The sequence below is a fragment of the Virgisporangium ochraceum genome (assembly GCF_016863655.1).
Classification (GTDB): domain Bacteria; phylum Actinomycetota; class Actinomycetes; order Mycobacteriales; family Micromonosporaceae; genus Virgisporangium; species Virgisporangium ochraceum.
Genome location: NZ_BOPH01000017.1, coordinates 164,419 through 185,989, shown reverse-complemented (window position 1 = coordinate 185,989; position 21,571 = coordinate 164,419). Strand labels below are relative to the sequence as shown.

General features: G+C 72.0%; 20 protein-coding genes and 1 pseudogene. 11 read left to right on the top strand and 10 right to left on the bottom strand.

Annotated features, from left to right (window positions below; all coding sequences use genetic code 11):
• Window positions 1-35: 35 nt before the first annotated feature.
• The 3 genes and pseudogenes from Voc01_RS06590 to mobA form a co-directional block, all read right to left on the bottom strand.
• Window positions 36-1,106, bottom strand: a complete 1,071-nt coding sequence (locus Voc01_RS06590) for a T3SS (YopN, CesT) and YbjN peptide-binding chaperone 1 (RefSeq protein ID WP_203926382.1) — start codon at window positions 1,104-1,106, stop codon at window positions 36-38.
• 195 nt (window positions 1,107-1,301) lie between these two features.
• A complete protein-coding gene (locus tag Voc01_RS06585; protein ID WP_203926351.1) occupies window positions 1,302-1,550 on the bottom strand; it encodes a DUF6457 domain-containing protein in 249 nt (82 codons plus the stop codon).
• Window positions 1,551-1,819: 269 nt separating this feature from the next.
• Window positions 1,820-2,353, bottom strand: a pseudogene (gene mobA, locus Voc01_RS54590) (molybdenum cofactor guanylyltransferase); the annotation flags it as partial.
• Window positions 2,354-2,439: 86 nt separating this feature from the next.
• Between mobA and fdhD the strand changes: the two are divergent.
• Window positions 2,440-3,285, top strand: coding sequence for a formate dehydrogenase accessory sulfurtransferase FdhD (gene fdhD / locus Voc01_RS06575; protein WP_203926350.1), 846 nt, complete (start codon window positions 2,440-2,442; stop codon window positions 3,283-3,285).
• On the opposite strand, the gene Voc01_RS06570 is transcribed toward fdhD, so the two are convergent.
• Complete coding sequence (locus tag Voc01_RS06570; RefSeq protein ID WP_203926349.1) at window positions 3,269-4,273, bottom strand: DUF4192 domain-containing protein; 1,005 nt, start codon at window positions 4,271-4,273, stop codon at window positions 3,269-3,271. The two genes, fdhD and Voc01_RS06570, sit on opposite strands and share 17 nt — an antisense overlap.
• An 80-nt stretch (window positions 4,274-4,353) precedes the next feature.
• Window positions 4,354-4,869, bottom strand: coding sequence for a GNAT family N-acetyltransferase (locus tag Voc01_RS06565; RefSeq protein WP_203926348.1), 516 nt, complete (start codon window positions 4,867-4,869; stop codon window positions 4,354-4,356).
• Window positions 4,870-4,949: 80 nt separating this feature from the next.
• On the opposite strand from Voc01_RS06565, the gene Voc01_RS06560 reads away from it, so the two are divergent.
• Window positions 4,950-6,122: a hypothetical protein gene (locus tag Voc01_RS06560; RefSeq protein WP_203926347.1), complete on the top strand. Its 1,173-nt coding sequence runs from the start codon at window positions 4,950-4,952 to the stop codon at window positions 6,120-6,122.
• A gap of 100 nt (window positions 6,123-6,222) precedes the next feature.
• On the opposite strand, the gene Voc01_RS06555 is transcribed toward Voc01_RS06560, so the two are convergent.
• Both Voc01_RS06555 and Voc01_RS06550 read right to left on the bottom strand, forming a co-directional pair.
• Window positions 6,223-6,735: a GNAT family N-acetyltransferase gene (locus Voc01_RS06555; protein WP_203926346.1), complete on the bottom strand. Its 513-nt coding sequence runs from the start codon at window positions 6,733-6,735 to the stop codon at window positions 6,223-6,225.
• A gap of 105 nt (window positions 6,736-6,840) precedes the next feature.
• On the bottom strand, window positions 6,841-7,638 hold the full coding sequence (locus Voc01_RS06550) for a hypothetical protein (RefSeq protein WP_203926345.1): 798 nt from the start codon (window positions 7,636-7,638) through the stop codon (window positions 6,841-6,843).
• Window positions 7,639-7,896: 258 nt separating this feature from the next.
• Between Voc01_RS06550 and pdhA the strand changes: the two genes are divergently transcribed.
• From pdhA to trhA, 7 genes are all read left to right on the top strand, one after another.
• Complete coding sequence (gene pdhA, locus Voc01_RS06545) at window positions 7,897-9,036, top strand: pyruvate dehydrogenase (acetyl-transferring) E1 component subunit alpha (protein ID WP_373873788.1); 1,140 nt, start codon at window positions 7,897-7,899, stop codon at window positions 9,034-9,036.
• A complete protein-coding gene (locus Voc01_RS06540; RefSeq protein WP_203926343.1) occupies window positions 9,033-10,004 on the top strand; it encodes an alpha-ketoacid dehydrogenase subunit beta in 972 nt (323 codons plus the stop codon). Before pdhA ends, Voc01_RS06540 begins: the two co-directional genes overlap by 4 nt.
• 13 nt (window positions 10,005-10,017) lie before the next feature.
• The gene (locus Voc01_RS06535) at window positions 10,018-11,400 is read left to right on the top strand and encodes a dihydrolipoamide acetyltransferase family protein (RefSeq protein ID WP_203926342.1); all 1,383 of its coding nucleotides are present in this window, start codon (window positions 10,018-10,020) and stop codon (window positions 11,398-11,400) included.
• 106 nt (window positions 11,401-11,506) lie between these two features.
• Entirely contained in the window at window positions 11,507-11,635 is a 129-nt protein-coding gene (locus tag Voc01_RS54000) for a hypothetical protein (protein WP_275423697.1), read from the top strand.
• 2,308 nt (window positions 11,636-13,943) lie between these two features.
• Entirely contained in the window at window positions 13,944-14,225 is a 282-nt protein-coding gene (locus Voc01_RS06530) for an LppU/SCO3897 family protein (RefSeq protein ID WP_203926341.1), read from the top strand.
• Window positions 14,204-16,030 carry an NHL domain-containing thioredoxin family protein gene (locus Voc01_RS06525; RefSeq protein WP_239159993.1) on the top strand — a complete coding sequence of 609 codons (1,827 nt, stop codon included), beginning with the start codon at window positions 14,204-14,206 and terminating at the stop codon, window positions 16,028-16,030. Before Voc01_RS06530 ends, Voc01_RS06525 begins: the two co-directional genes overlap by 22 nt.
• An 80-nt stretch (window positions 16,031-16,110) precedes the next feature.
• The gene (gene trhA / locus Voc01_RS06520) at window positions 16,111-16,734 is read left to right on the top strand and encodes a PAQR family membrane homeostasis protein TrhA (protein ID WP_373873786.1); all 624 of its coding nucleotides are present in this window, start codon (window positions 16,111-16,113) and stop codon (window positions 16,732-16,734) included.
• Window positions 16,735-16,866: 132 nt separating this feature from the next.
• On the opposite strand, the gene Voc01_RS06515 is transcribed toward trhA, so the two are convergent.
• Window positions 16,867-17,142, bottom strand: coding sequence for a DUF6458 family protein (locus tag Voc01_RS06515; protein ID WP_203926339.1), 276 nt, complete (start codon window positions 17,140-17,142; stop codon window positions 16,867-16,869).
• Window positions 17,143-17,275: 133 nt separating this feature from the next.
• Between Voc01_RS06515 and Voc01_RS06510 the strand changes: the two genes are divergently transcribed.
• Complete coding sequence (locus Voc01_RS06510) at window positions 17,276-17,782, top strand: SixA phosphatase family protein (RefSeq protein WP_203926338.1); 507 nt, start codon at window positions 17,276-17,278, stop codon at window positions 17,780-17,782.
• 32 nt (window positions 17,783-17,814) lie between these two features.
• On the opposite strand, the gene Voc01_RS06505 is transcribed toward Voc01_RS06510, so the two are convergent.
• Window positions 17,815-19,674, bottom strand: coding sequence for an acyl-CoA dehydrogenase (locus tag Voc01_RS06505; RefSeq protein ID WP_203926337.1), 1,860 nt, complete (start codon window positions 19,672-19,674; stop codon window positions 17,815-17,817).
• 211 nt (window positions 19,675-19,885) lie between these two features.
• Window positions 19,886-20,995, bottom strand: coding sequence for a PP2C family protein-serine/threonine phosphatase (locus Voc01_RS06500; protein ID WP_203926336.1), 1,110 nt, complete (start codon window positions 20,993-20,995; stop codon window positions 19,886-19,888).
• A 183-nt stretch (window positions 20,996-21,178) separates the two neighbouring features.
• Here Voc01_RS06500 and Voc01_RS06495 point away from each other — a divergent pair, with 183 nt between their 5' ends.
• Complete coding sequence (locus Voc01_RS06495) at window positions 21,179-21,469, top strand: hypothetical protein (protein ID WP_203926335.1); 291 nt, start codon at window positions 21,179-21,181, stop codon at window positions 21,467-21,469.
• Window positions 21,470-21,571 lie beyond the last annotated feature (102 nt).

Here is a 21,571-nt window from a genome sequence, read left to right as displayed (position 1 = left end):
CGGCAGGTGCCCGCGGATGTTTCCCGGGGGCTGACCTACAGGTACATGCCGGTGCGTTCGTCGGCCGGCGACTGCGCCGACTTCTCCGCGTCGCCGTAGAAGCGCTTGCCGCCGAACTCGCCCTGGAGCCGGTCGTCGAGCTCGTCGGCCAGCCCGGTCATCACCTGCACGGCCAGCATCAGGTGGGAGGACTGGAAGTCGCGGCCCATCACGGGTACCGACGCCCACACCGTGTCGTTGCTGCAGTACAGCCGGCCGATCGGCATCCGGTTCGTGAGCTCGGAAAGCTTGCGGTACAGCCGTTCGGTCGGCTCGATCTCGGTGAGCACCGGCGAGAAGACGTCGATCAGGGGCGGGTTGTCGCGTACCCGCACGAACACCATCGCCGAGCCGGCCCGGATGCCGATGTCCCCGTCGGCGTCGACCTGCAACTGCTCGGGTTTGGTCTTGAGGAGCCGGGCCACCACGAGCTGTACCCGTTCGGCGAGCGGCAGCAGCACGGCCGGGTCGACGAGGCCGCCGTCCTCCTCGGGCTCTTCGGACCGCTCCGGCTTCTCCTCGACCGGTTCCGCGGCGGTGACCGCCGGCGGGGGCAGCGGCCCACCGAGGAGGGCCCGGGCGGTGCCCAGCGCCGGCAGCTGCACCGGGGTGGCGTCGGCCCCGGTGACGGCGTACGTCAGGAACGCCGGGTGCGGCGCCCCGTACACGTCGCGCATGGTGCGGGTGACGATGACGGCCAGCATCGCCGCCTCGTCGTGCGGGAGCTGCAGTCCGAACGAGTCGCCCGACCCGTCGATGACCCCCGGAGGTGACCAGCCCAGCGCCACCAGGTCGCCGACGGCGGCCCGGCTGAGCCGGTACGCGGGCGGCAGGCCCGAGTTGCCGACCGCGAAGCCGATGAAGGTCGCCTCGCTGGCGGTGACGTTCACCGAGTAGACGGCGTCGTCGGTGCCCGAGGCGGTCGGGTCGAGCGTCAGTTCCACGGAGGCGCCGGGCGGCAGCACGGGCAGCGCGGTCGCGAGGGCGCGGCCGAATTCCTGCCACGCCTCCCCGACCTTGGTGCGCAGGTCAGCGGTCAGGTCGTCGAGGAGCGCGGCCTCGGGCAGGCCGCCGCCGACCCGGGCCGAATCGGTACGGGTGTCGCCAGGCGGCGCCGGGTCGGTCGTCACGCGCCCACCCTACGATGCCCGAGCGGCCGGTGAGCCGACGGTTGCGCCCGCGACGCCGGCTGCTGCCCGCCTGCGGCTCCGCCGGGGCCCTGCTGCGGCTCGATTGGGGCTCTGCCGCGGCTCCGCTGGGGCTCAGTCGCCACCCCGCGCCGCCGCGCCGTGGCGCTGAGCAAGCTCCGTCAGTGCCCGCGTGGCGTCGGCCAGTGACGCTCCGCGCCCCACCGCCAGCCCGACCAGGTACGCCGACACCGGTGCCCCTGGACGCACCACGTTGTGGGCAACCTCACGCGCCAGGTCGAGGATGAGCTGCTGCTCGCCGGCAGGCAGCTCGCCGAGCTCCAACTCGGCCGCCGCGGCGGCGACCCACTCGTCCAACGTCACGTCAGCCTCCGTTCGGCGTCGGCCAGGTCGGCCGGCGTGTCGCAGTCGTACCACGGCGGCCGCCCGGCACCGTCGCCCGGCACACTGTCGCCCCGCACGCCATCGCCCCGCACGCCATCGCCCCGCACGCCATCGCCCGGCGCACCGTCGCCCCGCACGCCGCTACCCCGCACACCGTCGCCCCGCACACCGTCGCCCCGCACGCCGTCGCCCCGCACGCCGCCGGGCATGCCACTGCCGGGCACGCCGCCGACCGGCACGCCGCCGACCGGCACGTCGTCGCCTTGGACGCCGACGACCGCCAGCGGCGCGACGAGTTCCCGCATCGCCCGCCCGGCCAGCGGACCCCCGGCCTCCATCACCGCGAGCCGCCGCCGGAGCGCCTCCGACGACCAGGCCCCGCAGAGCCACTGCTGCCGCCCGTTCCCGTCGACGAACACCGCACCGTCGTGGCCGCCCAGCGCCCCGAGCAGCGCCCCGACCGCCTCCCGCGTGAGTAAAGGCAGGTCAGCGGCGAGCACGAGCACGTGCTCCGCGGACACCTCCGCGAGCCCGGCGGCCAGCCCCGCCACCGGCCCACCCCCGGGAGGCTCCTCCTGAACCAGAACGACCCCGCCGGCCGACATCCCGCCGGCCGACATCCCGGACACCAGCGGGCCCAACGACGGGGGCCCGACCACCACCCGTTCGGCCGCGTCGTCGACAGCCGCCAGCACCCGGGCCAGCATCGGACGCCCGGCCACCACCAGCGTGGGCTTCGCGGCACCACCCAGCCGCCGCCCCGCTCCCCCGGCCAGAACCACCACCCCGAACCGACTCACGCACCCACCGTAAGCCGCCGCCCGACGCCTCCCGTGTGACAGTGCCGCCCTCGACATACGCTCGACCGATGGGACGCGTGACAGCCCGCCGACGCATCACCCGCGTCGACCTGGACGGCGCCACCCGCACCCGTCCCGACACCCTGGCCGCCGAGGAGCCGCTGGAGATCCGGGTCGGACCCGCGGGCGGGCCGCGCCCCCCGCTGGCCGTGACCATGCGCACCCCCGGCAACGACCTCGACCTGGCCATCGGCTTCCTCGTGACCGAAGGCGTCATCGCCTCGCCCGACGACGTGGTGACCGCGCAACTGTGCGCCGGCGACAACGAGCCCAACACGTACAACGTGGTCGACGTCGCCCTGGCACCCGGCGTGGAACCACCCACGACCGACCCGTCGCGGAACTTCTACACCACCTCCTCCTGCGGGGTCTGCGGCAAGGCCAGCATCGACGCCGTACGGGTGCGCTCGCGCCACGACCTCGGCGCCGACCCGGTGACCGTCGACGCCACCACGCTCGTGACGCTGCCCGACACGCTGCGCGCCGCCCAGAAGGCCTTCGACGCCACCGGTGGCCTGCACGCCGCCGGCCTGTTCACCGCGGCCGGCGACCTCGTGTGCGTCCGGGAGGACGTGGGCCGCCACAACGCGGTCGACAAGGTCGTCGGCTGGGCGGCGCGGAACGGCCGGCTGCCCGCCACCGGCCACGTGCTCATGGTCAGTGGCCGGGCCAGCTTCGAGCTCGTACAGAAGGCCACCCTGGCCGGCATTCCGGTGCTCGCGGCCGTGTCGGCGCCGAGCACGCTGGCCGTCGATCTGGCCGCCGAGTCGGGGCTGACGCTCGTCGGCTTCCTCCGCGACCGGGCGTTCAACATCTACGCGGGCGACAAGCGGGTGATCACGCCGCCTCGCTGACCCGCGGCACCCGGCGCCGGCGCAGCCGCCGCTCCGGTCGCCCGTCGAGCGCGGTCGGCGGGAGCCCGTTGCGCATCGCGTGCAGCACGAGCTGGGCGAGCCGGTACGCCGGATCGGCCTCCAGCGCCCGCTCGGCCGCCATCTCCGCCAGCACCCCGCTGCCGGTGCGCCAGGCCACCAGGGCCAGCAGCGTCGCCGGCGCCGGGACGTACCTCCGTGGCACCCGGCGCACCAGGTCTCGCCAGATCTCCTCGTGTGCGGGCACCGACCGCCCCGCGACGAGCCGCGACCAGGTGTCGTCGCGGAGCACGACGTCGGACAGCAGCACCGCCAGCCAGGCGACCTCGTCGTCGTCGAGCCGACCGCCGTTCATGTACCGCTCGAACGCCTGCCGCACCGCCGTGCGGACCGCCGTCCTCAGGCCGCGCTGGCCGCCCGGCAACGCCGCGAGGCGGTCGAGCGCGGCCGCGATCTCGGGCTCGATTCCGGCGCCCGCGACCGGATCGATGGTGGCGGCCAGCGCCGCCCGGTCGGGGTGCACGACCAAGCCGGCGAACGTGGCCGACGCGGCGATCTGGGTGGTGGCGGGGTCGAACGGCACACCCTCGGGCGGGCAGCACACCGGGTTGTCGCAGAGCATCTCCCGGTACCGGCCCCCGTCGACCCGCAGCACGCTGAGCACCGGGATCTGGTGGCTCGCGAGCCCGCTGCCCACCGACCCGACCAGTGGAAGGACGGCCGGCTCCGGCCCGTACCCGATGAGGATGACCCCGGCCGGACCGCTCCGGCTGGTGATCGCGGCCAGCCTCGCACCGACGGCCTCGACCCCCTCGACGTCGCTGGCCGGCAGGAGGTCGGCCCGGGCCTGGAAGACGATGCGTTTCCCGTGGAACGCCAACAGCACGAGGCTGTCGGCCGGATGGAACCCGAACAGGTACGGCACCGCCGCGATGACGTCGGCCGGCGACCGGAGCATGACGTGAGACATGAGCCAAGGCTCGGGGAGCCCGCCGCACGACGGAACAGGCAACCGTCCGCCTGTGGACAACTCGACGTTATCCACAGGCGTCAGCTGCGGAAACTCCGTTCGTGCAGATCCGGCCCCGGCTGAAAGGAACGGTCGTCGAGCCGCATCGCCAGGGTGATGTTGGTGAGGACGTCGAAGCCCGCGGCGTGCAGGCAGTGGATCGCCTCCGCGTTGCGCCAGGCCGGCGAGATCGTCAGCTCACGCAGTCCCCTCGCACGGGCCTGCCCGGCCACGTGCAGCAGCAACGCCCGCCCGATGCCTTCACCACGACGGCGGCCGGTGACCACGACCGGGTCCACCGCCCCACCGGTGCCGCCCAGTACCAGGCCGATCAGCCCGACCACGCCGTTGTCGTCGGCCACCCACATACCGGCGAGGTCGAGCCGGGTGAGGTACTCCTCGAACCCGGCGCCCGGATCGTCGTCTCCGCTCGGCGCGCCGTAGAGCCCCCACTGCTGCTCGACCAGTTCGCCCCACAGCCGACGGCAGGCGTTGTGGTCGGCGGCCCGGTACGGGCGCACCCCCACGGCGAGGCGCGGAGCGAGAGTCTGCGTCATGTTCTCATGCTGGTCGCCGGCGCGGCGGCGCGTGGCCGATCGGCCGAACTGCACCGAGGCTGCGACGTAGACTCGCGCCCATGCCCACCCCCGAGGCAGCGGGCGAGGTTCCCGCGCAGCGTCGCAGCGCGGCGGCCGAGCGCTACGACCTGTTCCTCTCCGTCGCCGGCGACCTCGACCGGGTCGGTTCCGCCTACGACGCCGAACTGGTGGTGTCGACGATGCTCGGCGCCGCGTACGCGATCGCCGACGGGAACCGGGCCGCCGTGCTCGCGGAGACCACCGAGGGCCTGCGCCAGCACCTCACCCGGAACCAGACCCGCCCCGCCGCGCTCCTCCAGGCCGTGCTGGCGACCTACGGCGACGACGCGCCCGACGCGCCGGACGACCCGCCCAGGTGGCTGGAGCACCTGGCACAGGTGCGGCCCACCGGCGCGCATGTCTTCGGTGACAAGGACAGCGTCACCTACCTGGCGTCGTTCACGTACGACGACCCCGACGACGGCGGGCCCGACCACGTCGTCGCCGCCGTCGTCGACCACGACGAGGGCCAGCTCCGCGACCTCTTCGTCGCCGCACCGGCCGGCGCCCTGCTCGCCCAGCTCGAGGCGGCCACGGCCACCGACCCGAAGGTGCGGCTCACCGAGGTCGACCCGCGCAAGCTCCGCGCGGAGGTCGAGCGCTTCCTCGCGACCACCGACGACCTCGCCACGCTGCCCGAGACGCGTTCGCTCACCAGCGACCGCGCGCTCGCCGCGCTCCGTCTGCGCCTGCTGCCGGAGAACGACGAGCTCACCGTCAAGGACTTCCTCGACGCGCCCGAGGCCGCGCGCATCGCGAAGGCCGACGCGGAGTCGAGGGATTTCGCGTTGAAGCTCATCAGTGGTTTCGCGGAGAGCGACCCGTTGCGGTGGGACCCCGCCACGGTCAGAACCTTTCTGTTGGACTGGTTGCCAGCGCGCGCCCTACTCGACCGCGCCGACATCGAGCTTGTCCCGAAGGTGCTCTCGGCGTGGGTGCGGTGGGCCGGGCGGATGAGCGGGCTGCCGGCCCGCGAGGTCGCGCAGAACGTGGCCGCGGTCGCGTTGAACCGCACCGAGTTCGCGCAGCGCGCCCGCAGCGGCTCGCACCGCAGCGAAGCGGCGACCGCGATGATCGAGCTGCTGAAGGACGGCGTCGACCTCGACGACGAGAAGGCCGTCGCCGACTGGCTGGCCACCTACAACCTACGCGGCGACGACGAAGCTGAGTGACCGGGCGGCCACCACCATCGTCCGGTCGGTGACCGCGCAGCCAGTCGGCCGGGATCGCCGCGCCCACCGCGGTGAGCGCCTCGCGTCACGACGCGGGGCTCTACCCGCCGCTGCTGCGGCCGAGGTAGGTGCCGCCCGGGTCGGACGACACCCGGATCGGCTCGAACCCGAGCCGGTCGTAGAACGCCCGGGCGTCGACGTTCTTCGGGTCCATCGAGAGGTGGAACCTCTCGACGCCACGGCTCGCCAGCCCGCCCCGGAACGCGTCGATCAGCTTCCGGCCCAGGCCCTGGCCCTGGTACTCGGGCAGGATGTCGATGTGCAGGTGGGCCGGGTACTCGGCCAGGTCGTCGTGCACCATGCGGGCCGGGTCGTACATCAGCTCGAGGATCAGGCTCTCGAAGTCGGTGACCTCGGCCGGCCGCCCCGCGTGCCGGGGCGCCACCATCGGCAGCCACGTGGTCCGGAACCACTCGGTGAACGCCACCGTGTCGGCGGTGCCGAGGACGTATCCGACCGCCCGGCCACCGTCGTCGGCCACGAACGCGAGCAGCGGGTCGAAGACGACGTACGGCTCGGCGAACGTGTCGGGCAGCAGTGACGTGTCGGTCATGCTCCCGCGCGCATCCCGCCCGACATGCCCGGTGAGGACGCAAACCTCCCGTATCGCATCGAGATCGGCCGGCTCGTACCGCCGCACATGAACCACGCGGGAACCTTATCCGACCTTGATACCGAGGCCTTCGAGCACGTTCTCGATGAACCCCGACCCGGTGGACGATCCCGACCCGCTGCCGCCACCGGAGTGCTGACCGCCGCCACCGTCGTGACCACCGGAGTCGCCACCGCGACCGCCGGAGTCGCCACCGTGGCGGCCGGGTGCCGCCGGGGCGGCCACCTGACCACCGGAGTCGTCTCCGCCGTCGCCGTGGCCGGAGTCGTGACCGGAGTCGTGGCCGGACCCGTCGTCGGACCCGTCGCCGCCCTGCCCCGGGTCCGGGCCGGCCTGGACGGGAGGCGTGCTCACGCCGTCACCGGAACCGCCTGACACCGGCGGCGGAGCGCCACCGGCCGACGCGCCGCCGCCACCCGCGGCCTGTGCCCCGCCCGAACCCGGTGCGGTCCCGGGGGGTGTTCCGGGCACGTTGCCGGGCGTCGGTGTCGGGCACGGGCTCGACTCCGGCCGGTTGCCATCGGCGACCGCGGCGGGAGCCTGGGCGGGCGCGGCCGACGCCACAGACCCGTCGGCCCGGGCGCCGTCCTCGGGCGCGAGGCCCGCCGGCGGCCGCACGGGCGGACCGCCGGGCGCGGGCTCGACGAGGACCGGTGGACCGCCGTCGGCGCGGTAGCCGTCGGGCCCGCCGTCGTCACGCAGCGCTGCCCGACCGGCCAGGACCACCACCAGCGTCGGCAGCGCCGTCAGCGCGATGAGCAGGCCGACCGCGATCCAGGCGCGCCGGCTCGGCGAGCGGACCGGTGCCTTGTGGGTCACCGGGGCGTGCGGGGGGAAGGGCACGCGGACTCCTTCGTCCATTGACCATCGACACAGGTTCCAACGCGCGTGGACCTCGGTCGGACGCGAACATGAGGGCCCATGGACGTCTTGCCTCTGGTCCCGACGGAACTTTCTGCGAGACTGGACCCGGCGGCACCGGGGCCGCGGCCTTCGCACAACCTGCGTGGCCTGGCGCCGGCGTCACACTCCCGCCGCGAGCGCCACCCCCGATCGGGCGGAGCGCGCGGCGCCACCCCGCTGCGCGGCAGGGTCACCCCGCTGCCGTCGCGAGACACGACAGGGAGAACACGAATGGCCAAGGGAGGTCCGGGGCCCGACCCCGACTTCGTACAGCTACTGAGCCCCGACGGGGAACGGGTGGAACATCCCGAATACTCCGTCGAGTTCACCCCCGACGAGTACCGCGGGCTCTACCGCGACCTCGTCACCGTCCGCAAGCTCGACGCCGAGGCCACCGCCCTGCAACGCCAGGGTGAGCTGGGCATCTGGGCCAGCCTGCTGGGCCAGGAGGCGGCCCAGGTGGGATCCGGTCGGGCGCTGCGCCCGCAGGACATGGCCTTCCCGACGTACCGCGAGCACGGCGTGCTCTACACCCGCGGCATCGACCCGATCATGCCGCTGGGCCTGTTCCGCGGCGTCGACCAGGGCGGCTGGGACTCCCAGGCACACAAGTTCCACATGTACACGATCGTGATCGGCGCGCAGACCCTGCACGCCACCGGCTACGCCATGGGCATCACGATGGACGGGAAGGTCGGCACCGACGAGGGCGAAGCCGTCATCGCCTACTTCGGTGACGGAGCGTCCAGCCAGGGCGACGTGAACGAGGCGTTCGTGTACTCGTCGGTGTTCAACGCGCCGGTCGTGTTCTTCTGCCAGAACAACCAGTACGCGATCTCCGAGCCGCTCGAGCGCCAGACCCGCGTGCCGCTCTACCAGCGCGCCAACGGCTTCGGCTTCCCCGGCGTGCGGGTAGACGGCAACGACGTGCTGGCCACGTACGCCGTCACCCGGAAGGCCGTCGACGACGCCCGGCACGGCCAGGGCCCGTCGCTGATCGAGGCCTACACCTACCGCATGGGCGCGCACACCACGAACGACGACCCCACGCGCTACCGCATCGCCAGCGAGGTCGAGGCCTGGCAGGCCAAGGACCCGATCAAGCGGATGCGCCTCCTGCTTTCCAACGAGGGTCTCGCCGACGACGCGTTCTTCGCCGATTGCGACGACTCGGCCGCTACGCAGGCCCTCGAGCTGCGTGAACGGGTCCTCGCGATGCCCGACCCGGATCCCCTGACGCTCTTCGACCACGTCTACCCGGAGGGCTCTCCGGAACTGGACGAGCAGCAGGAACAGTTCGCGGCCTACCTGGCCTCGTTCGAGGGGAGCCACCGGTGACCACCACTCTCGGCAAGGCCCTCACGCTCGGCCTGCGGCGCGCCCTGGAGAACGACGACAAGGTCGTGATCATGGGTGAGGACGTCGGCAAGCTCGGCGGCGTCTTCCGCATCACCGACGGACTGCAGAAGGACTTCGGCGAGGAGCGGGTCATCGACACCCCGCTCGCCGAGTCGGGCATCATCGGCACGGCGATCGGCCTCGCGATCCGGGGCTACCGGCCGGTCTGCGAGATCCAGTTCGACGGCTTCGTCTACCCGGCCTACGACCAGATCGTGTCGCAGGTCGCGAAGATGCACTACCGGTCGCAGGGCCGGGTGCGGGTCCCGATGGTCATCCGCATCCCGTTCGGCGGGGGCATCGGCGCGGTCGAGCACCACTCCGAGTCGCCCGAGGCCTACTTCGCCCACACGGCCGGCCTCAAGGTCGTCGCCTGCTCCACGCCGAACGACGCCTACTGGATGATCCAGCAGGCCATCACCAGCGACGACCCGATCGTCTTCCTGGAGCCGAAGCGGCGCTACTGGGAGAAGGGCGAGCTCGACCTCGAGTCCCCCGCCTCCCCTCTGCACGCTTCGCGGGTGGTGCAGCCGGGAACGGACGTCACGGTGGTGACGTACGGGCCCCTCGTGCGCACGTGCCTCGACGCGGCCGCCGCCGCCCTCGAGGACGGTCGCTCCATCGAGGTGGTCGACCTGCGCACGATCTCGCCGCTCGATCTCGACCCCGTGTACGAGTCGGTCCGGCGCACCGGGCGGTGCGTGGTGGTCCACGAGGCCCCGTCGAACCTCGGCGTCTCGGCGGAGGTGGCCGCGCGCGTCACCGAGAAGTGCTTCTACTCCCTCGAAGCGCCGGTGCTGCGGGTGACGGGATTCGACACCCCGTACCCGGCGGCCCGCGTCGAGGAGGAGTACCTGCCCGACCTCGACCGGGTGCTCGACGCCGTCGACCGCTCGTTCGGGTTCTGAGGGGGGTTCCGCGATGACGCGTATCAAGGACTTCGCGCTGCCCGACCTCGGTGAGGGACTGGTCGAGGGCGACATTCTCAAGTGGCTGGTGTCGGTGGGTGACACCGTCACCCAGAACCAGCCGATCGTGGAGGTCGAGACCGCCAAGGCGGCGGTGGAGATCCCGGCGAAGTGGCCGGGCCAGGTGACCGCGATCCACTGCTCCGAGGGCGAGACGGTGGCCGTCGGAACCCCGATCATCTCGATCGACACCGACCCGGGCGCCGGGCCCGTGCCGTCGGCGGCGTCGCTGGCCGCGGTCGAGATCGCGGGAGACGCGCCGGTGGAGCCCGGAATGACGGGCGGACCGGCACCGAACGCGGTGCTGGTCGGGTACGGGCCCCGGGCCGGTTCGGTGAAGCGGCGGCCCCGGGTGTCGGGGACGAACGGAGCTTCGGCCCCCGCTCCTGCCCCTGTGGTTGCCCCTGCTCCTGCTCCTGTTGCTGCTCCTATCGCCGTTCCTGTTGCTGCTCCTGTTGCGCCGGTGGCCCCGGCGTCGGCGGCGGTGCTGGCCAAGCCGCCCGTGCGGAAACTGGCCCGGGATCTCGGGATCGACCTCGCGACGCTCACCGGGTCGGGCCCGGCGGGCTCGATCACGCGCGACGACGTGCTCTCGGCGCAGAGCGTGTCGGTGGTCACTCCCACGGTCGACGAAAGTGCCCGTGAGCAGCGCATACCCGTCAAGGGTGTCCGCAAGTTGACGGCGGAGAACATGGTCTCCAGCGCGTTCACGGCCCCCCACGTGAGCGTGTTCAACACGGTCGATGTCACCCGCGGTATGCGGGCCCTGGAGCGTCTCCGGGAGCGTCGGGAGTGGCGGGAGGTACGGGTCTCGCCCCTGCTCCTCGTGGCGAAGGCGGTGCTCACGGCCCTGAAGCGGCATCCGATGGTCAACTCGTCCTGGGCCGGCGACGAGATCGTGCTGAAGAACTATGTCAATCTCGGGATCGCGGCGGCCACCGAGCGGGGACTGATCGTCCCCAATATCAAGGACGCGCAGAGCCTGAGCCTCCGGGAGCTGGCCGACGGCCTGTCCGGCCTGGTCAGCACCGCCAAGGCGGGGCGCACGGCGCCATCTGACATGTCCGGCGGCACGTTCACGATCACCAACGTGGGAGTGTTCGGCGTCGATACCGGCACGCCGATCCTGCCACCGGGCGAGGCCGCGATCCTGGCGGTCGGCGCCGTCCGCGACGCCGCCTGGGCACACAAGGGCAAGGTCAAGGTGCGTCAGGTCCTCACGCTGAGCCTGTCGTTCGACCACCGCATCATCGACGGCGAGCAGGGCTCGAAGTTCCTACACGACGTGAGCGAGTTCCTCAGCGATCCGGAGGCCGCGCTCCTGTCCTGGACCTGAACCGCAACCGAATATTCGTAGGGGTGTGCCCCACCTCACCTACTAATCATTGGAATATCCCCGCCTCTACGCCGTTTACTTAGGCGTAGAGGAAGGGAAATCCACCATGAGCATCATCGAGCGCTACCGCGTTCGCCGCGAGGCCGCCCGTCGTCGTGAGGCCATCGCCCGAGCGATCAACACCTACCCGTCGCACGCCCTCCGCCAGGAACTCGAGGCGATGGCCTCACGGTGACCGGGGCGAAGATCCGGCAACTGAAGAGCACCTCCGATCACGGCCCGACCGGTCCCGCCGGTCGGGCCTCTTGCTGTACCCAGGGGTTTTGCAGCGGGCGTGCGCGCTACGGGTAGGTTGTGCTGATGCGACCGAGGAGGCGCGCATGACGGCCGAGAACCATGAGCCAGGCGAATCCACTCCGCCGGCTGAAGCACCCGCGCGAGCCCGTGCGTCCGTGCCACCCCCGAACCGCGCGAGCGGTTCGGTGTACGGCACTCCGGTGAGCCGTCAACCCGACCCGGACCCCGACGACGAGCAGGGCCCACGTCTGGGCCCGTTCCCGCCGGCCGGCCCGGTTGCCCCACCGGCAGCCCCGACGTCCGGACCCCCGGCGCCACCTCCCGCCGGCACCGCAGCGTTCCCCCCACCGGCGGGGGCGATGCCTCCGTCGGCGCCTCCGCCGCCGGGCGGCTCCCCGGCGTACCCGCAGCCGCCGGGCGAGCCTGGGGCGTACCCGCCACCGGGACCTCCTCCGCCACCACCGGGATCTACGAGCGCGTTCCCGCCACCTCCGGGTCCGGGAGGCGCGTACCCGCCGCCATCGGGTCCGGCAGGCGCGTTCCCGCCGCCGCCCGGGGCTGCGCCGCAGCCGGCCACCCCTGACCCGCAGCCGCCGGCGTCGCCGTTCGCGAGTGCTCCGTCGTCCGGCCCGCCGGGTACGGGGTACAACCCGGCCCCGTCGTCGGGGCCGGCCGGTGCCGGCTTCAACCCGGCACCCTCCTCGGGCCCGCCCGGTGCTGGCTTCAACCCCGCGCCCTCCTCGGGGCCGCCAGCCGCGCCCTTCAACCCGGCGCCGCCCGCTTCCTCCCCGTTCGACCAGGCGCCCCCGTTCGACCAGGCGCCTCAGTCAGGGCCGCCGGCACCGCCGTCGGGGCCGCCGGCCGCTGCTTCCGGTGGCCAGGGCTCGTCGGGGGCGCTGGGCGCACCGTTCGCGTCCCCCGGCGCACCGTCGTTCGGGTCCCCGGACGCACCACCGTCCGGGCCCCAGGACGCATCACCGTCCGGATCCTCGGACGCACCGCCTTTCGGATCGTCGGACGCACCGCCGCCCGCGGCCCCCGCCGCCCCGGCCTTTCCGCCACCGGCGGGCGCACCGCCACTGCGGCCGGCCGGTGCCGGACGTGCCAGCGTGTCGGGTGGCTCGGGCGCCGGATCGGTGTACGGCTCACCACCCCCGTCGTCGGCGCCGCCCGCCCCGGCCAGCTCCGACCCCGGCGGATCACCGGCGACCGGGGTATACGGCCGGCCGCCAGCGGCCAGTCCGGCGCGTGGTGCGGTGTACGGCCGCCCGGCGCAGCAACCCGCCGACGAGCCCGACACCCCGGACCAGGGTCCGGACTCCAGATTCGGTCAAGACTCCAGGTTCGGTTCGGACTCCGGATTCGGCCCCGGCGCCGGATCCGGCGCGGGCTCCGCGCCCGGCTCTGCCGCTGGGCCCGGCTCTGCCGCCGGGGCGGGTAGTCCCGGCTTCGGGACGGCCAACCCGACCTCCGGGGCGGGCGGCTTCGGGAACCCGGCGCCGACCTCCGGCGCTGGGCAACGGTTCGAGCCGCTGCCGGGACCGGCCGGGTCGTTCCCGGGATTCCAGCCCGTCAGCCCGTCAGCTGGTGGACCGCCCCCGCAGGCATCGTTCGCCGCTCCGACCGGTGCGCCTCCGTCCGCCGACGAGCCCGCCGGGTTCGCCGCGCCTCCGTCCGGCGCCCAGCCGTCGAGTGGGCCACCGGCCGGCTTCGGCGCACCACCCGCAAGCGGCCCACCCGCCGGCTTCGGCGCACCCCCGGCCAGCGGCCCGCCCGGCGTGTACGGCACCCAACCCACCAGCGGCCCGCCCGGCGTGTACGGCACCCAACCCACCAGCGGCCCACCCGGTGTCTACGGCGCCCAACCCACCAGCGGCCCACCCGCCGGCTTCGCCGCACCTCCAGCCAGCGGCCCACCAGCAGGGTTCGGCGCGCCCCCAGCCAGCGGCCCACCCGCCGGATTCGGCGCGCCTCCCGCGAGCGGCCCACCCGCCAGCGGCCCACCATCCGGATTCGGCGCGCCTCCAGCCAGCGGCCCACCCGCCAGCGGCCCGCCAGAATCCGGCTACGGTGCCGAGCCTGCCTCTGGCCCGCCCGCGTTCAGTGGGTTCGGCCCGAGTGGACCGGCCGGGTACCAGCAGGAGTTCGATCACACCCCCGCCCAGCCGGGCGGTGGCGTCTACGGCGCGCCGGCTCCCGGCCGTCCCTCGTCGGGACGGGCGGAGGGCGGATCGGGCAAGAAGAAGGTGCTCGTCATCGCGCTGATCGCGGTCGCCGCACTGCTTCTGCTCGGCACGGGTGGGTTTGTCGCGTTCAAGGTGCTCGGCAGCTCCAACAACTTCGCCGTCGGGTCGTGCGTCAAGCAGGACGGCAACGAGGCGAAGCAGGTCGACTGCGACGAGGACGGCGCCTTCTCGGTGGTCTCCAAGGAGACCAAGCGGGAGGACTGCGCCGACCAGGCCCAGCCGTTCGTCCTCATCGAGCGTGATGGGAAGACCGAGGTTCTGTGTCTCAGTCCAAAGAAATAAGGGCCAAAGACGTAAGGGTCAGGGCACCGGAGTTCAAGGGCCGCGGCTGGCTCAACACGGGCGGCCGCGCGCTCACGCTCGCCAGTACACGGGGTCGCATCGTCGTCCTCGACTTCTGGACGTTCTGCTGCATCAACTGCCTGCACGTGCTCGACGAGCTGCGTCCGCTCGAAGAGAAGTACTCCGACGTGCTGGTGATCATCGGGGTCCATTCGCCGAAGTTCGAACACGAGAAGGACCCCGTGGCGCTGGCCGCCGCGGTGGAGCGCTACGGCGTCACCCACCCGGTGCTCGACGACTTCGACATGAACATGTGGCAGCAGTACACGGCCAAGGCCTGGCCGACGCTGTCGGTGATCGACCCCGAGGGCTACGTCGTCGCGTCGATGGCCGGGGAGGGCCACGCCGAGGGCCTGGCCCGCCTGATCGACCAGCTTGTCGAGGAACACGAGCGCAAGGGGACGCTCGTGCGCGGCGAAGGCCCGTACGTCCCGCCGGAGCCGAAGCCCACCGACCTGCGCTTCCCGGGCAAGGCGATCAGCCTCGGCGAACAACTCCTCGTCGCCGACTCGGCGCACCACAGCCTCGTCTTCTACGACCCCGCCACCGAAAGAGTGCACAAGCGGATCGGCGACAAGGAACGGGGACACGTCGACGGGCCGGCCGACAGGGCCAGGTTCAACGAGCCCGGCGGCATGGTCGCGCTGCCCGCACACATCAGAGAGATCTGCGGATACGACGTGGTGGTGGCCGACACGGTCAACCACCTGCTGCGGGGCGTCGACACCGCGACCGGTGAGGTCGTCACGGTCGCCGGTAGCGGCAGACCCTGGCGCTCCAGCGTCGACTTCGACGCCCACGACGCACTCGCCGTCGACCTCTCCTCGCCCTGGGACCTGGCCTGGTACGACGACCTCGTGATCATCGCGATGGCCGGTATCCACCAGCTCTGGTGGTTCGACCCGATCAAGCGGACGGCCGGGGTCTACGCCGGCACCACCGTCGAGGCCCTGCGTGACGGTCCGCTGAAGGAGGCCTGGTTCGCCCAGCCATCCGGGCTCTCGGCTCACGGAAACCGACTGTGGATCGCCGACTCCGAGTCGAGCGCCCTGCGGTACGTCGAGAACGGCGAGGTGCACACGGTCGTCGGGCAGGGGCTGTTCGACTTCGGGCTCGTCGACGGTCCGGCCGCCGAGGCGCTGCTGCAGCACCCGCTCGGGGTCCTCGCCGACGACAACGGCGATGTCCTCGTCGCCGACACGTACAACGGCGCGGTCCGCCGCTACCGTGACGGCCGGGTCGAGACGGTGGCCACCGGGCTCGGCGAGCCGAGCGACCTGGTGCGCACGCCCGACGGGATCTTCGTCGTGGAGTCGTCCACGCACCGGCTGACGCGGCTGGAGGCGCGCGGTGCGGGTCCCGTCGACGAGGCCCGGATGCGGACCGAGCGTCCCGTGACCACCTTGACCCCCGGCGCGATCACTCTCGACGTGATCTTCGAGCCCGCGCCCGGGCAGAAGCTGGACGTGTCGTTCGGGCCGGCCACGCGGCTGGAGGTGACGGCGTCGCCGCCGGAGCTGCTGGCCGCCGGGGTCGGCGTGACCGAGGCGCTGAGCCGCGAGCTCGTGCTGCGACCGGGCGTCGGTGTGCTGCAGATCACCGCGCAGGCGGCCACCTGTGACGCCGAGGCCGAGCATCCGGCCTGCCACCTCACCAGGCAGGACTGGGGCGTGCCGATCGAGGTCGCCGAGGGCGGCGCCGAGCGGCTACCACTCGTCCTGCGTGGGCTTGACGTCAGTTCATAGGCGGGAAACCTACGGTGCCGTAACCTGGAGAGGTGACCACCGGAACCCGCTTACGCCCTTCCGACCTGGGCAAACCTCGCATGCGAGGCTGGCTGCACGCGTACGCGTTCGGTGTCGCGGTCATCGCCGGTGTGGTGCTGTGCGCACTCGCCGCGACGCGGCCCGGGCCCGCCCCGCTCGTCAGCTGCCTGCTGTACAGCGTCACGGTGTGTGCCCTGTTCGGCACCAGTGCGCTGTACCACCGCCGGGTGTGGTCCCGGCGGATGTACCCGATCATGCGCCGGCTCGACCACTCGATGATCTTCATCTTCATCGCCGGGACGTACACGCCGTTCGCGGTGCTGCTCCTGTCGCCGGGCGCCGCCACCACGATCCTGTCGATCGTGTGGGGCGGGGCGCTGGCGGGGGTCGCACTGAAGCTGGTCTGGCCGAACGCTCCACGCTGGGTGTCGGCGCCGTTGTACATCGCGCTCGGATGGGTGGCGGTCGCCGTGCTGCCCGGCATCTACACGGGCGGCGGCGTCACGGCGCTGGTGCTGCTGATCGCCGGTGGCCTGTTCTACACGGTGGGCGCGGTGTTCTACGCGTTGCGCAAGCCCAACCCGTGGCCGCAGGTCTTCGGTCACCACGAGTTCTTCCACGCGTGCACGCTGGTCGCGGCGCTGTGCCACCACATCGCGGTCTACTTCGCGATCTTCGCCTGATGCCGTCCGGTCCCGCCGCCGTGGAAGGCCGCGCGACCACGCCGCCGGGCCCCGCAGACCGCGACCACGCTGAAAGGCCGCCGACACGCTGAAAGGCCGCGCGAACCGCGCGGCCTCTCAGCGATGGTGGGACTAGTACTGACGCTCGGTGTACCGGCGCTCGACGACCTGCTGCTCGGCGGGGGCGACGTAGCGCTCGGTGTGGGTGGCGACCGGCGGGGGCGCGACGATGCGCCGCCGGCGGGAGTTCCAGGCGTAGAGGGTCAGCGCCATGCCGACCAGACCGGCGAGGATCAGCACCCAGCCGACCACGTTGATGTCCAACCAGCCACCGAGGTCGGTGTCCTTCACCGCGAAGGCGAGGATCGCGCCGATGACCAGCAGAGCGATACTTCCACCGATACCCATGTGTATCCTCCTGTCGTCATCGGCCGACACGCTCGGCGATGACCCGCGCGGTCTGTGACCGCTGACTTAAGGTGAACCGATATCGAGGGGGATACCCCACCGGTCCGCGGCTCAATCAGGCAGGCTGATTTCGATGACGGTGCGCACGCTGGTGTTGCTCAGACATGCCAAGGCCGCGAACCCCGAAGGGGTCGCCGACCACGACCGTCCGCTCACCGCCCGGGGCCATGCCGACGCGTCGGCGGTCGGCGCCTGGCTGCAGTCCCGCAACCTGCGGCCCGACCGGGTGCTCTGCTCCCCGTCGCGTCGCACGAGGGAGACCTGGCATTCGGTCCGCGTGGCGTTGGGCGACGCGGGCGCGGCGCCGGAGCTGGTGCTCGCTCCGGAGCTGTACTCGGCCGGCACCGTGGCGATGCTGGAGCTGGTCCGCGCCACCGCCGCGGGTGTCGGGGTGCTGATGGTGGTCGGGCACAACCCGACCGTCTCGATGGTGTCGGTGCTGCTCGATCCCGGCACCGAGGTCGAAGACGGTCTCCGCACGGCCGGCATCGCGCTGCACACGGTCGAGGGCGACTGGACGGACTTCGGCCCGGACCGTGCGCCGCTCACGGCGGCGCACACGGCCCGGGCCTCGGTCTGAAGATCTTTTATTGGACCGCGTGAGCGCGGCCTTCAGAAGGCGTCTTCTCCGATCTCCATGGCGTCGAGAGTGGTCGCCTCGACGATGCGCCGGTCGCTGCCCAGCCGGGGCAGCACCTCGCGGGCGAAGAACCGCGCGGCGGCGATCTTGCCCTCGTAGAACGCCTTCTCGCTCGGCGACTGCTCCTGCGTGAGCGCCTGCAGCGCGATGTCGGCCTGCCGCTGCAGCAGCCAGCCGACGATGAGGTCGCCGAGGGCGAGCAGGATGCGCCGGCTCGCCAGTCCGACCTTGTACAGCGCCTGCGGCTCGCCGCCCATCGCCTCACCGAACCAGCCGGTGACGGTCTTCATCATCCCGTCGACGTCGGCGAGCGCGGTGCCGAGCGCCAGCCGCTCCTCCTTGAGTTGGCCGTTGCCCGCCTCCGCGTCCAGGAACTCCTTGATCTGGTTCGACAGGTGCGTGAGCGCGACGCCCTGGTCCTTCACAATCTTGCGGAAGACCAGGTCGAGGGACTGGATCGCGGTGGTGCCCTCGTACAGCGAGTCGATCTTCGCGTCACGCACGTACTGCTCGAGCGGGTAGTCCTGCAGGAACCCGGAGCCGCCGAACGTCTGCAGCGACTCCTGGCTGAGCAGTTCGCTGGCGCGCTCCGACCCGCAGCCCTTGACGAGCGGCAGCAGCAGGTCGTTCACCCGGTCGGCGAGGTCGGCAGTATCGGTGTCGCCCTCGTGCTTCGCGGCGAACGCCCGGTCCTGCCAGCTGGCCGTGTACATGACGAGCGCGCGCAGGCCCTCGGTGTACGACTTCTGCAGCATCAGGCTGCGCCGCACGTCGGGGTGGTGGGTGATCGTGACGCGCGGGGCCGTCTTGTCAGTGGACCGGAGCAGGTCGGCACCCTGCGTACGGGTCTTCGCGTACTCGAGCGCGTTGCGGTAACCGGTCGACGCGGTGGCGATCGCCTTGGTGCCGACCATCATGCGGGCGTTCTCGATGATGAGGAACATCTGCCGGATGCCCTGGTGCACGTCGCCGAGCAGCCAGCCCTTGGCCGGGGTGCCGTGCTCGCCGAAGGTCATCTCGCAGGTCGTGGAGACCTTGATGCCCATCTTCTTCTCGACGTTGGTCACGTAGACGCCGTTGCGCTCGCCGAGTTCGCCGGTTTCCGGGTCGAAGTGGAACTTCGGTACGACGAACAGCGACAGGCCCTTGGTACCCGGTCCGCCGGCGCCCTCGACGCCGACCGGTCGGGCCAGCACGTAGTGGATGATGTTCTCGGTCAGGTCGTGCTCGGCGCTGGTGATGAAGCGCTTCACGCCTTCGATGTGGTACGACCCGTCGGGCTGCGGGATGGCCCTGGTGCGGCCGGCGCCGACGTCGGAGCCGGCGTCGGGCTCGGTGAGCACCATCGTGGCGCCCCACGCCTTGTCGACGAACAGCTTCGCCCATTTCTTCTGCTCGTCGTTGCCCTCGGCGAACAGGACGTTCGCGAACTCGGTTCCCGACGCGTACATCCACACCGGTGCGTTCGACCCGAGGATCAGCTCGGCGAGCGCCCACCAGAGCATCCGTGGCGCCGGGGTTCCCCCGATCTCGCGGAACAGGATGCCGAGGCGCCAGAACTCGGAGGCGACGAACGCCTCGTACGACCGCCGGAACTCCGGCGGCATGGCCACGCTGTACGTGGCCGGGTCGTAGACGGGTGGGGTGCGGTCGCCTTCGACGTAGGACGCGGCGAGGTCTTCGCGCGCAAACCGCTCCACCTCGGCAAGCAGGCTGCGGGCGGTGTCGGCGTCAATCTCGGGGTACGGCTCGGTGCCGAGGTAGCGCTCGGCCCCGAAGACCTCGAACAGATTGAACAGCTGATCCCGCATGCTGCTCTTGAAGTGAGTCATCGCTGCTCCCTCGTACTGGGCGGTAGCCACGACCATATTACTTGCCAGTAACCATTGGGGATGTCATACCGGTGACTGATTTCACACGGTCTGGGGTCTGACTTGCGCGAGGTGGGGTCCCCTGTTCGGCGGTGCCGAGCCTGCTGCGCGGAGCGCGGGCCTTGACCCCAGCGCGGAGCGCGGGCCTGACCCCTGCGCGGAGCGCGGGCCGTCAGTCGGCGGTGCCGAGCTCCCAGCTGGGGACGTTCACCGTCGCGGGCCGGGCGGTGGCGCCCACGTACTCCATGAGCACCAGCGCGATGTCGTCGTCGAGCCGGCCGCGTACCCACTCGACGAGGGCACTCTCCAGCGACACCAGCCCGTCGGACACGTTGCCGTGGCCGAGCAGTCCCCAGGCCCGTTCGGCGGTGGGGAAGAACTGCCCGTCGCGCCGGGCTTCGGCGAGCCCGTCGGTGTAGAAGAGCAGCCGGTCGCCGGGCTCCAGCCGCTCGATGCGCGGGCAGGCGTCGGGCTTGAACCCGAGCGGCGGCGAGTTCGACGCGGGTTCCAGGGGGATCACTTCGCCGCGGCGGAGCAGCAGTGGCGCCGGGTGGCCGCAGTTCACGATCGTGATCGACCCGCCCCGTTCCTCGACGAACGCCGCGGTGACGAAGTCCTCGTCGCCGACGGCCCGCGCCACCGCCCGGTCGAGGTCGGCGACCAGGTCGAGGAGGTCGTCGCGCTCGTAGGCGACGTGCCGGTACGAGCCCAGCACCGTGCTGGCCAGGCGTACCGCGTCGAGCCCTTTGCCCCGCACGTCGCCGATGACCATGCGCATGCCGAACGGGGTGTCGAGCGCTTCGTACAGGTCTCCACCGATGTCGGCGACGGCGGTCGCGGAGATGTACCGCCCGGCGATCACCAGCGACCCGACCTGTCCTCCGATCGGGCGCAGCACGGCCTGTTGCGCCACCGAGGCGAGCTTGGACATCTCGGCGAGCTTCTCGGTCTGGCGCTGACGTACCGAGCCGACGAGCCCGGCGATCGTCGTGGCGACCACGATGCCGACGACGTTGATGACCCGCGCGGTCAACGACCCGGCCTGGTCGGCGACGGCGAATCCCACACCGACCGCGGTCGCGACCCCGCCGACCAGCAGCACGTCGCGCCACGAGGCGAACGCCGCCGCCAGGAACGGCGCGGCGGCCAGCAGCCCGATGTAGTTCGCCTCGGCCCCGTCGGCCAACTCCACCGCGACGACGATCGCGAGCAGCCCGAAGGCCACGCCGAGGCCGGCGCGGGCGGTGGGGTCGGGCGGGCGTTTCATGTCGCGAATCAGCATGCCACCTCAGTGGCCGATGGCTGCTCGCACGATCGGCCGATCGTCTGTAGTTTCAGGCGATTTCATGGATGCCGGCCGGCTGACAACAGTGTCGAAAGTGTCGAGCAACCGTTCCCAGACATCGACAACGATGCAGCCAATTCAGGTCTGTTACAAAAACGAGATCTAAGGCACACTCTCTCCATGGCGGACGTCGTGCGCTTGTCACCGGTACCCCGGATCGGCGATATGTTCATGGACGCGCGCGGCGATGACCGCACGATGCGGGTGAGCCTCCACCCCGACCGAGGCATCGCGGTGGTGTCCCTGTGGGCCGGCACCACCTGCCGCTCCTCGTTCCAGCTCCCCCTCGAGGACGCCGCCCGGCTGGCCGACCTCCTCAGCCCCAGCGAACCCGCGAGCTACCCGGGCCTGGCCGACGATCTCCACACCACGGGCTCGATCGTCGTACCGGATCTCCCCCAGGCGTCCTGATCCCATCCCGCCTCTGGGCCCATCACCTTCGCCCGGCTGTCCCTCTCCCTGCCTGATCACCCCTCTCTCGGCCCTGTCACCCCTCACCTGGCCCTGTCACCC

What these genes read in the sequence shown, in the direction of transcription:
- Voc01_RS06510 (WP_203926338.1), top strand. Translation starts at nt 17,276, where the DNA reads ATGACGGTGCGCACGCTGGTGTTGCTCAGACATGCCAAGGCCGCGAAC.
- Voc01_RS06555 (WP_203926346.1), bottom strand. Translation starts at nt 6,735, where the DNA reads ATGACCGACACGTCACTGCTGCCCGACACGTTCGCCGAGCCGTACGTC.
- Voc01_RS06495 (WP_203926335.1), top strand. Translation starts at nt 21,179, where the DNA reads ATGGCGGACGTCGTGCGCTTGTCACCGGTACCCCGGATCGGCGATATG.
- Voc01_RS06500 (WP_203926336.1), bottom strand. Translation starts at nt 20,995, where the DNA reads ATGCTGATTCGCGACATGAAACGCCCGCCCGACCCCACCGCCCGCGCC.
- Voc01_RS06560 (WP_203926347.1), top strand. Translation starts at nt 4,950, where the DNA reads ATGCCCACCCCCGAGGCAGCGGGCGAGGTTCCCGCGCAGCGTCGCAGC.
- Voc01_RS06505 (WP_203926337.1), bottom strand. Translation starts at nt 19,674, where the DNA reads ATGACTCACTTCAAGAGCAGCATGCGGGATCAGCTGTTCAATCTGTTC.
- fdhD (WP_203926350.1), top strand. Translation starts at nt 2,440, where the DNA reads ATGGGACGCGTGACAGCCCGCCGACGCATCACCCGCGTCGACCTGGAC.
- Voc01_RS06570 (WP_203926349.1), bottom strand. Translation starts at nt 4,273, where the DNA reads ATGTCTCACGTCATGCTCCGGTCGCCGGCCGACGTCATCGCGGCGGTG.
- trhA (WP_373873786.1), top strand. Translation starts at nt 16,111, where the DNA reads ATGCGAGGCTGGCTGCACGCGTACGCGTTCGGTGTCGCGGTCATCGCC.
- Voc01_RS06535 (WP_203926342.1), top strand. Translation starts at nt 10,018, where the DNA reads ATGACGCGTATCAAGGACTTCGCGCTGCCCGACCTCGGTGAGGGACTG.
- Voc01_RS06565 (WP_203926348.1), bottom strand. Translation starts at nt 4,869, where the DNA reads ATGACGCAGACTCTCGCTCCGCGCCTCGCCGTGGGGGTGCGCCCGTAC.
- Voc01_RS06515 (WP_203926339.1), bottom strand. Translation starts at nt 17,142, where the DNA reads ATGGGTATCGGTGGAAGTATCGCTCTGCTGGTCATCGGCGCGATCCTC.
- Voc01_RS54000 (WP_275423697.1), top strand. Translation starts at nt 11,507, where the DNA reads ATGAGCATCATCGAGCGCTACCGCGTTCGCCGCGAGGCCGCCCGTCGT.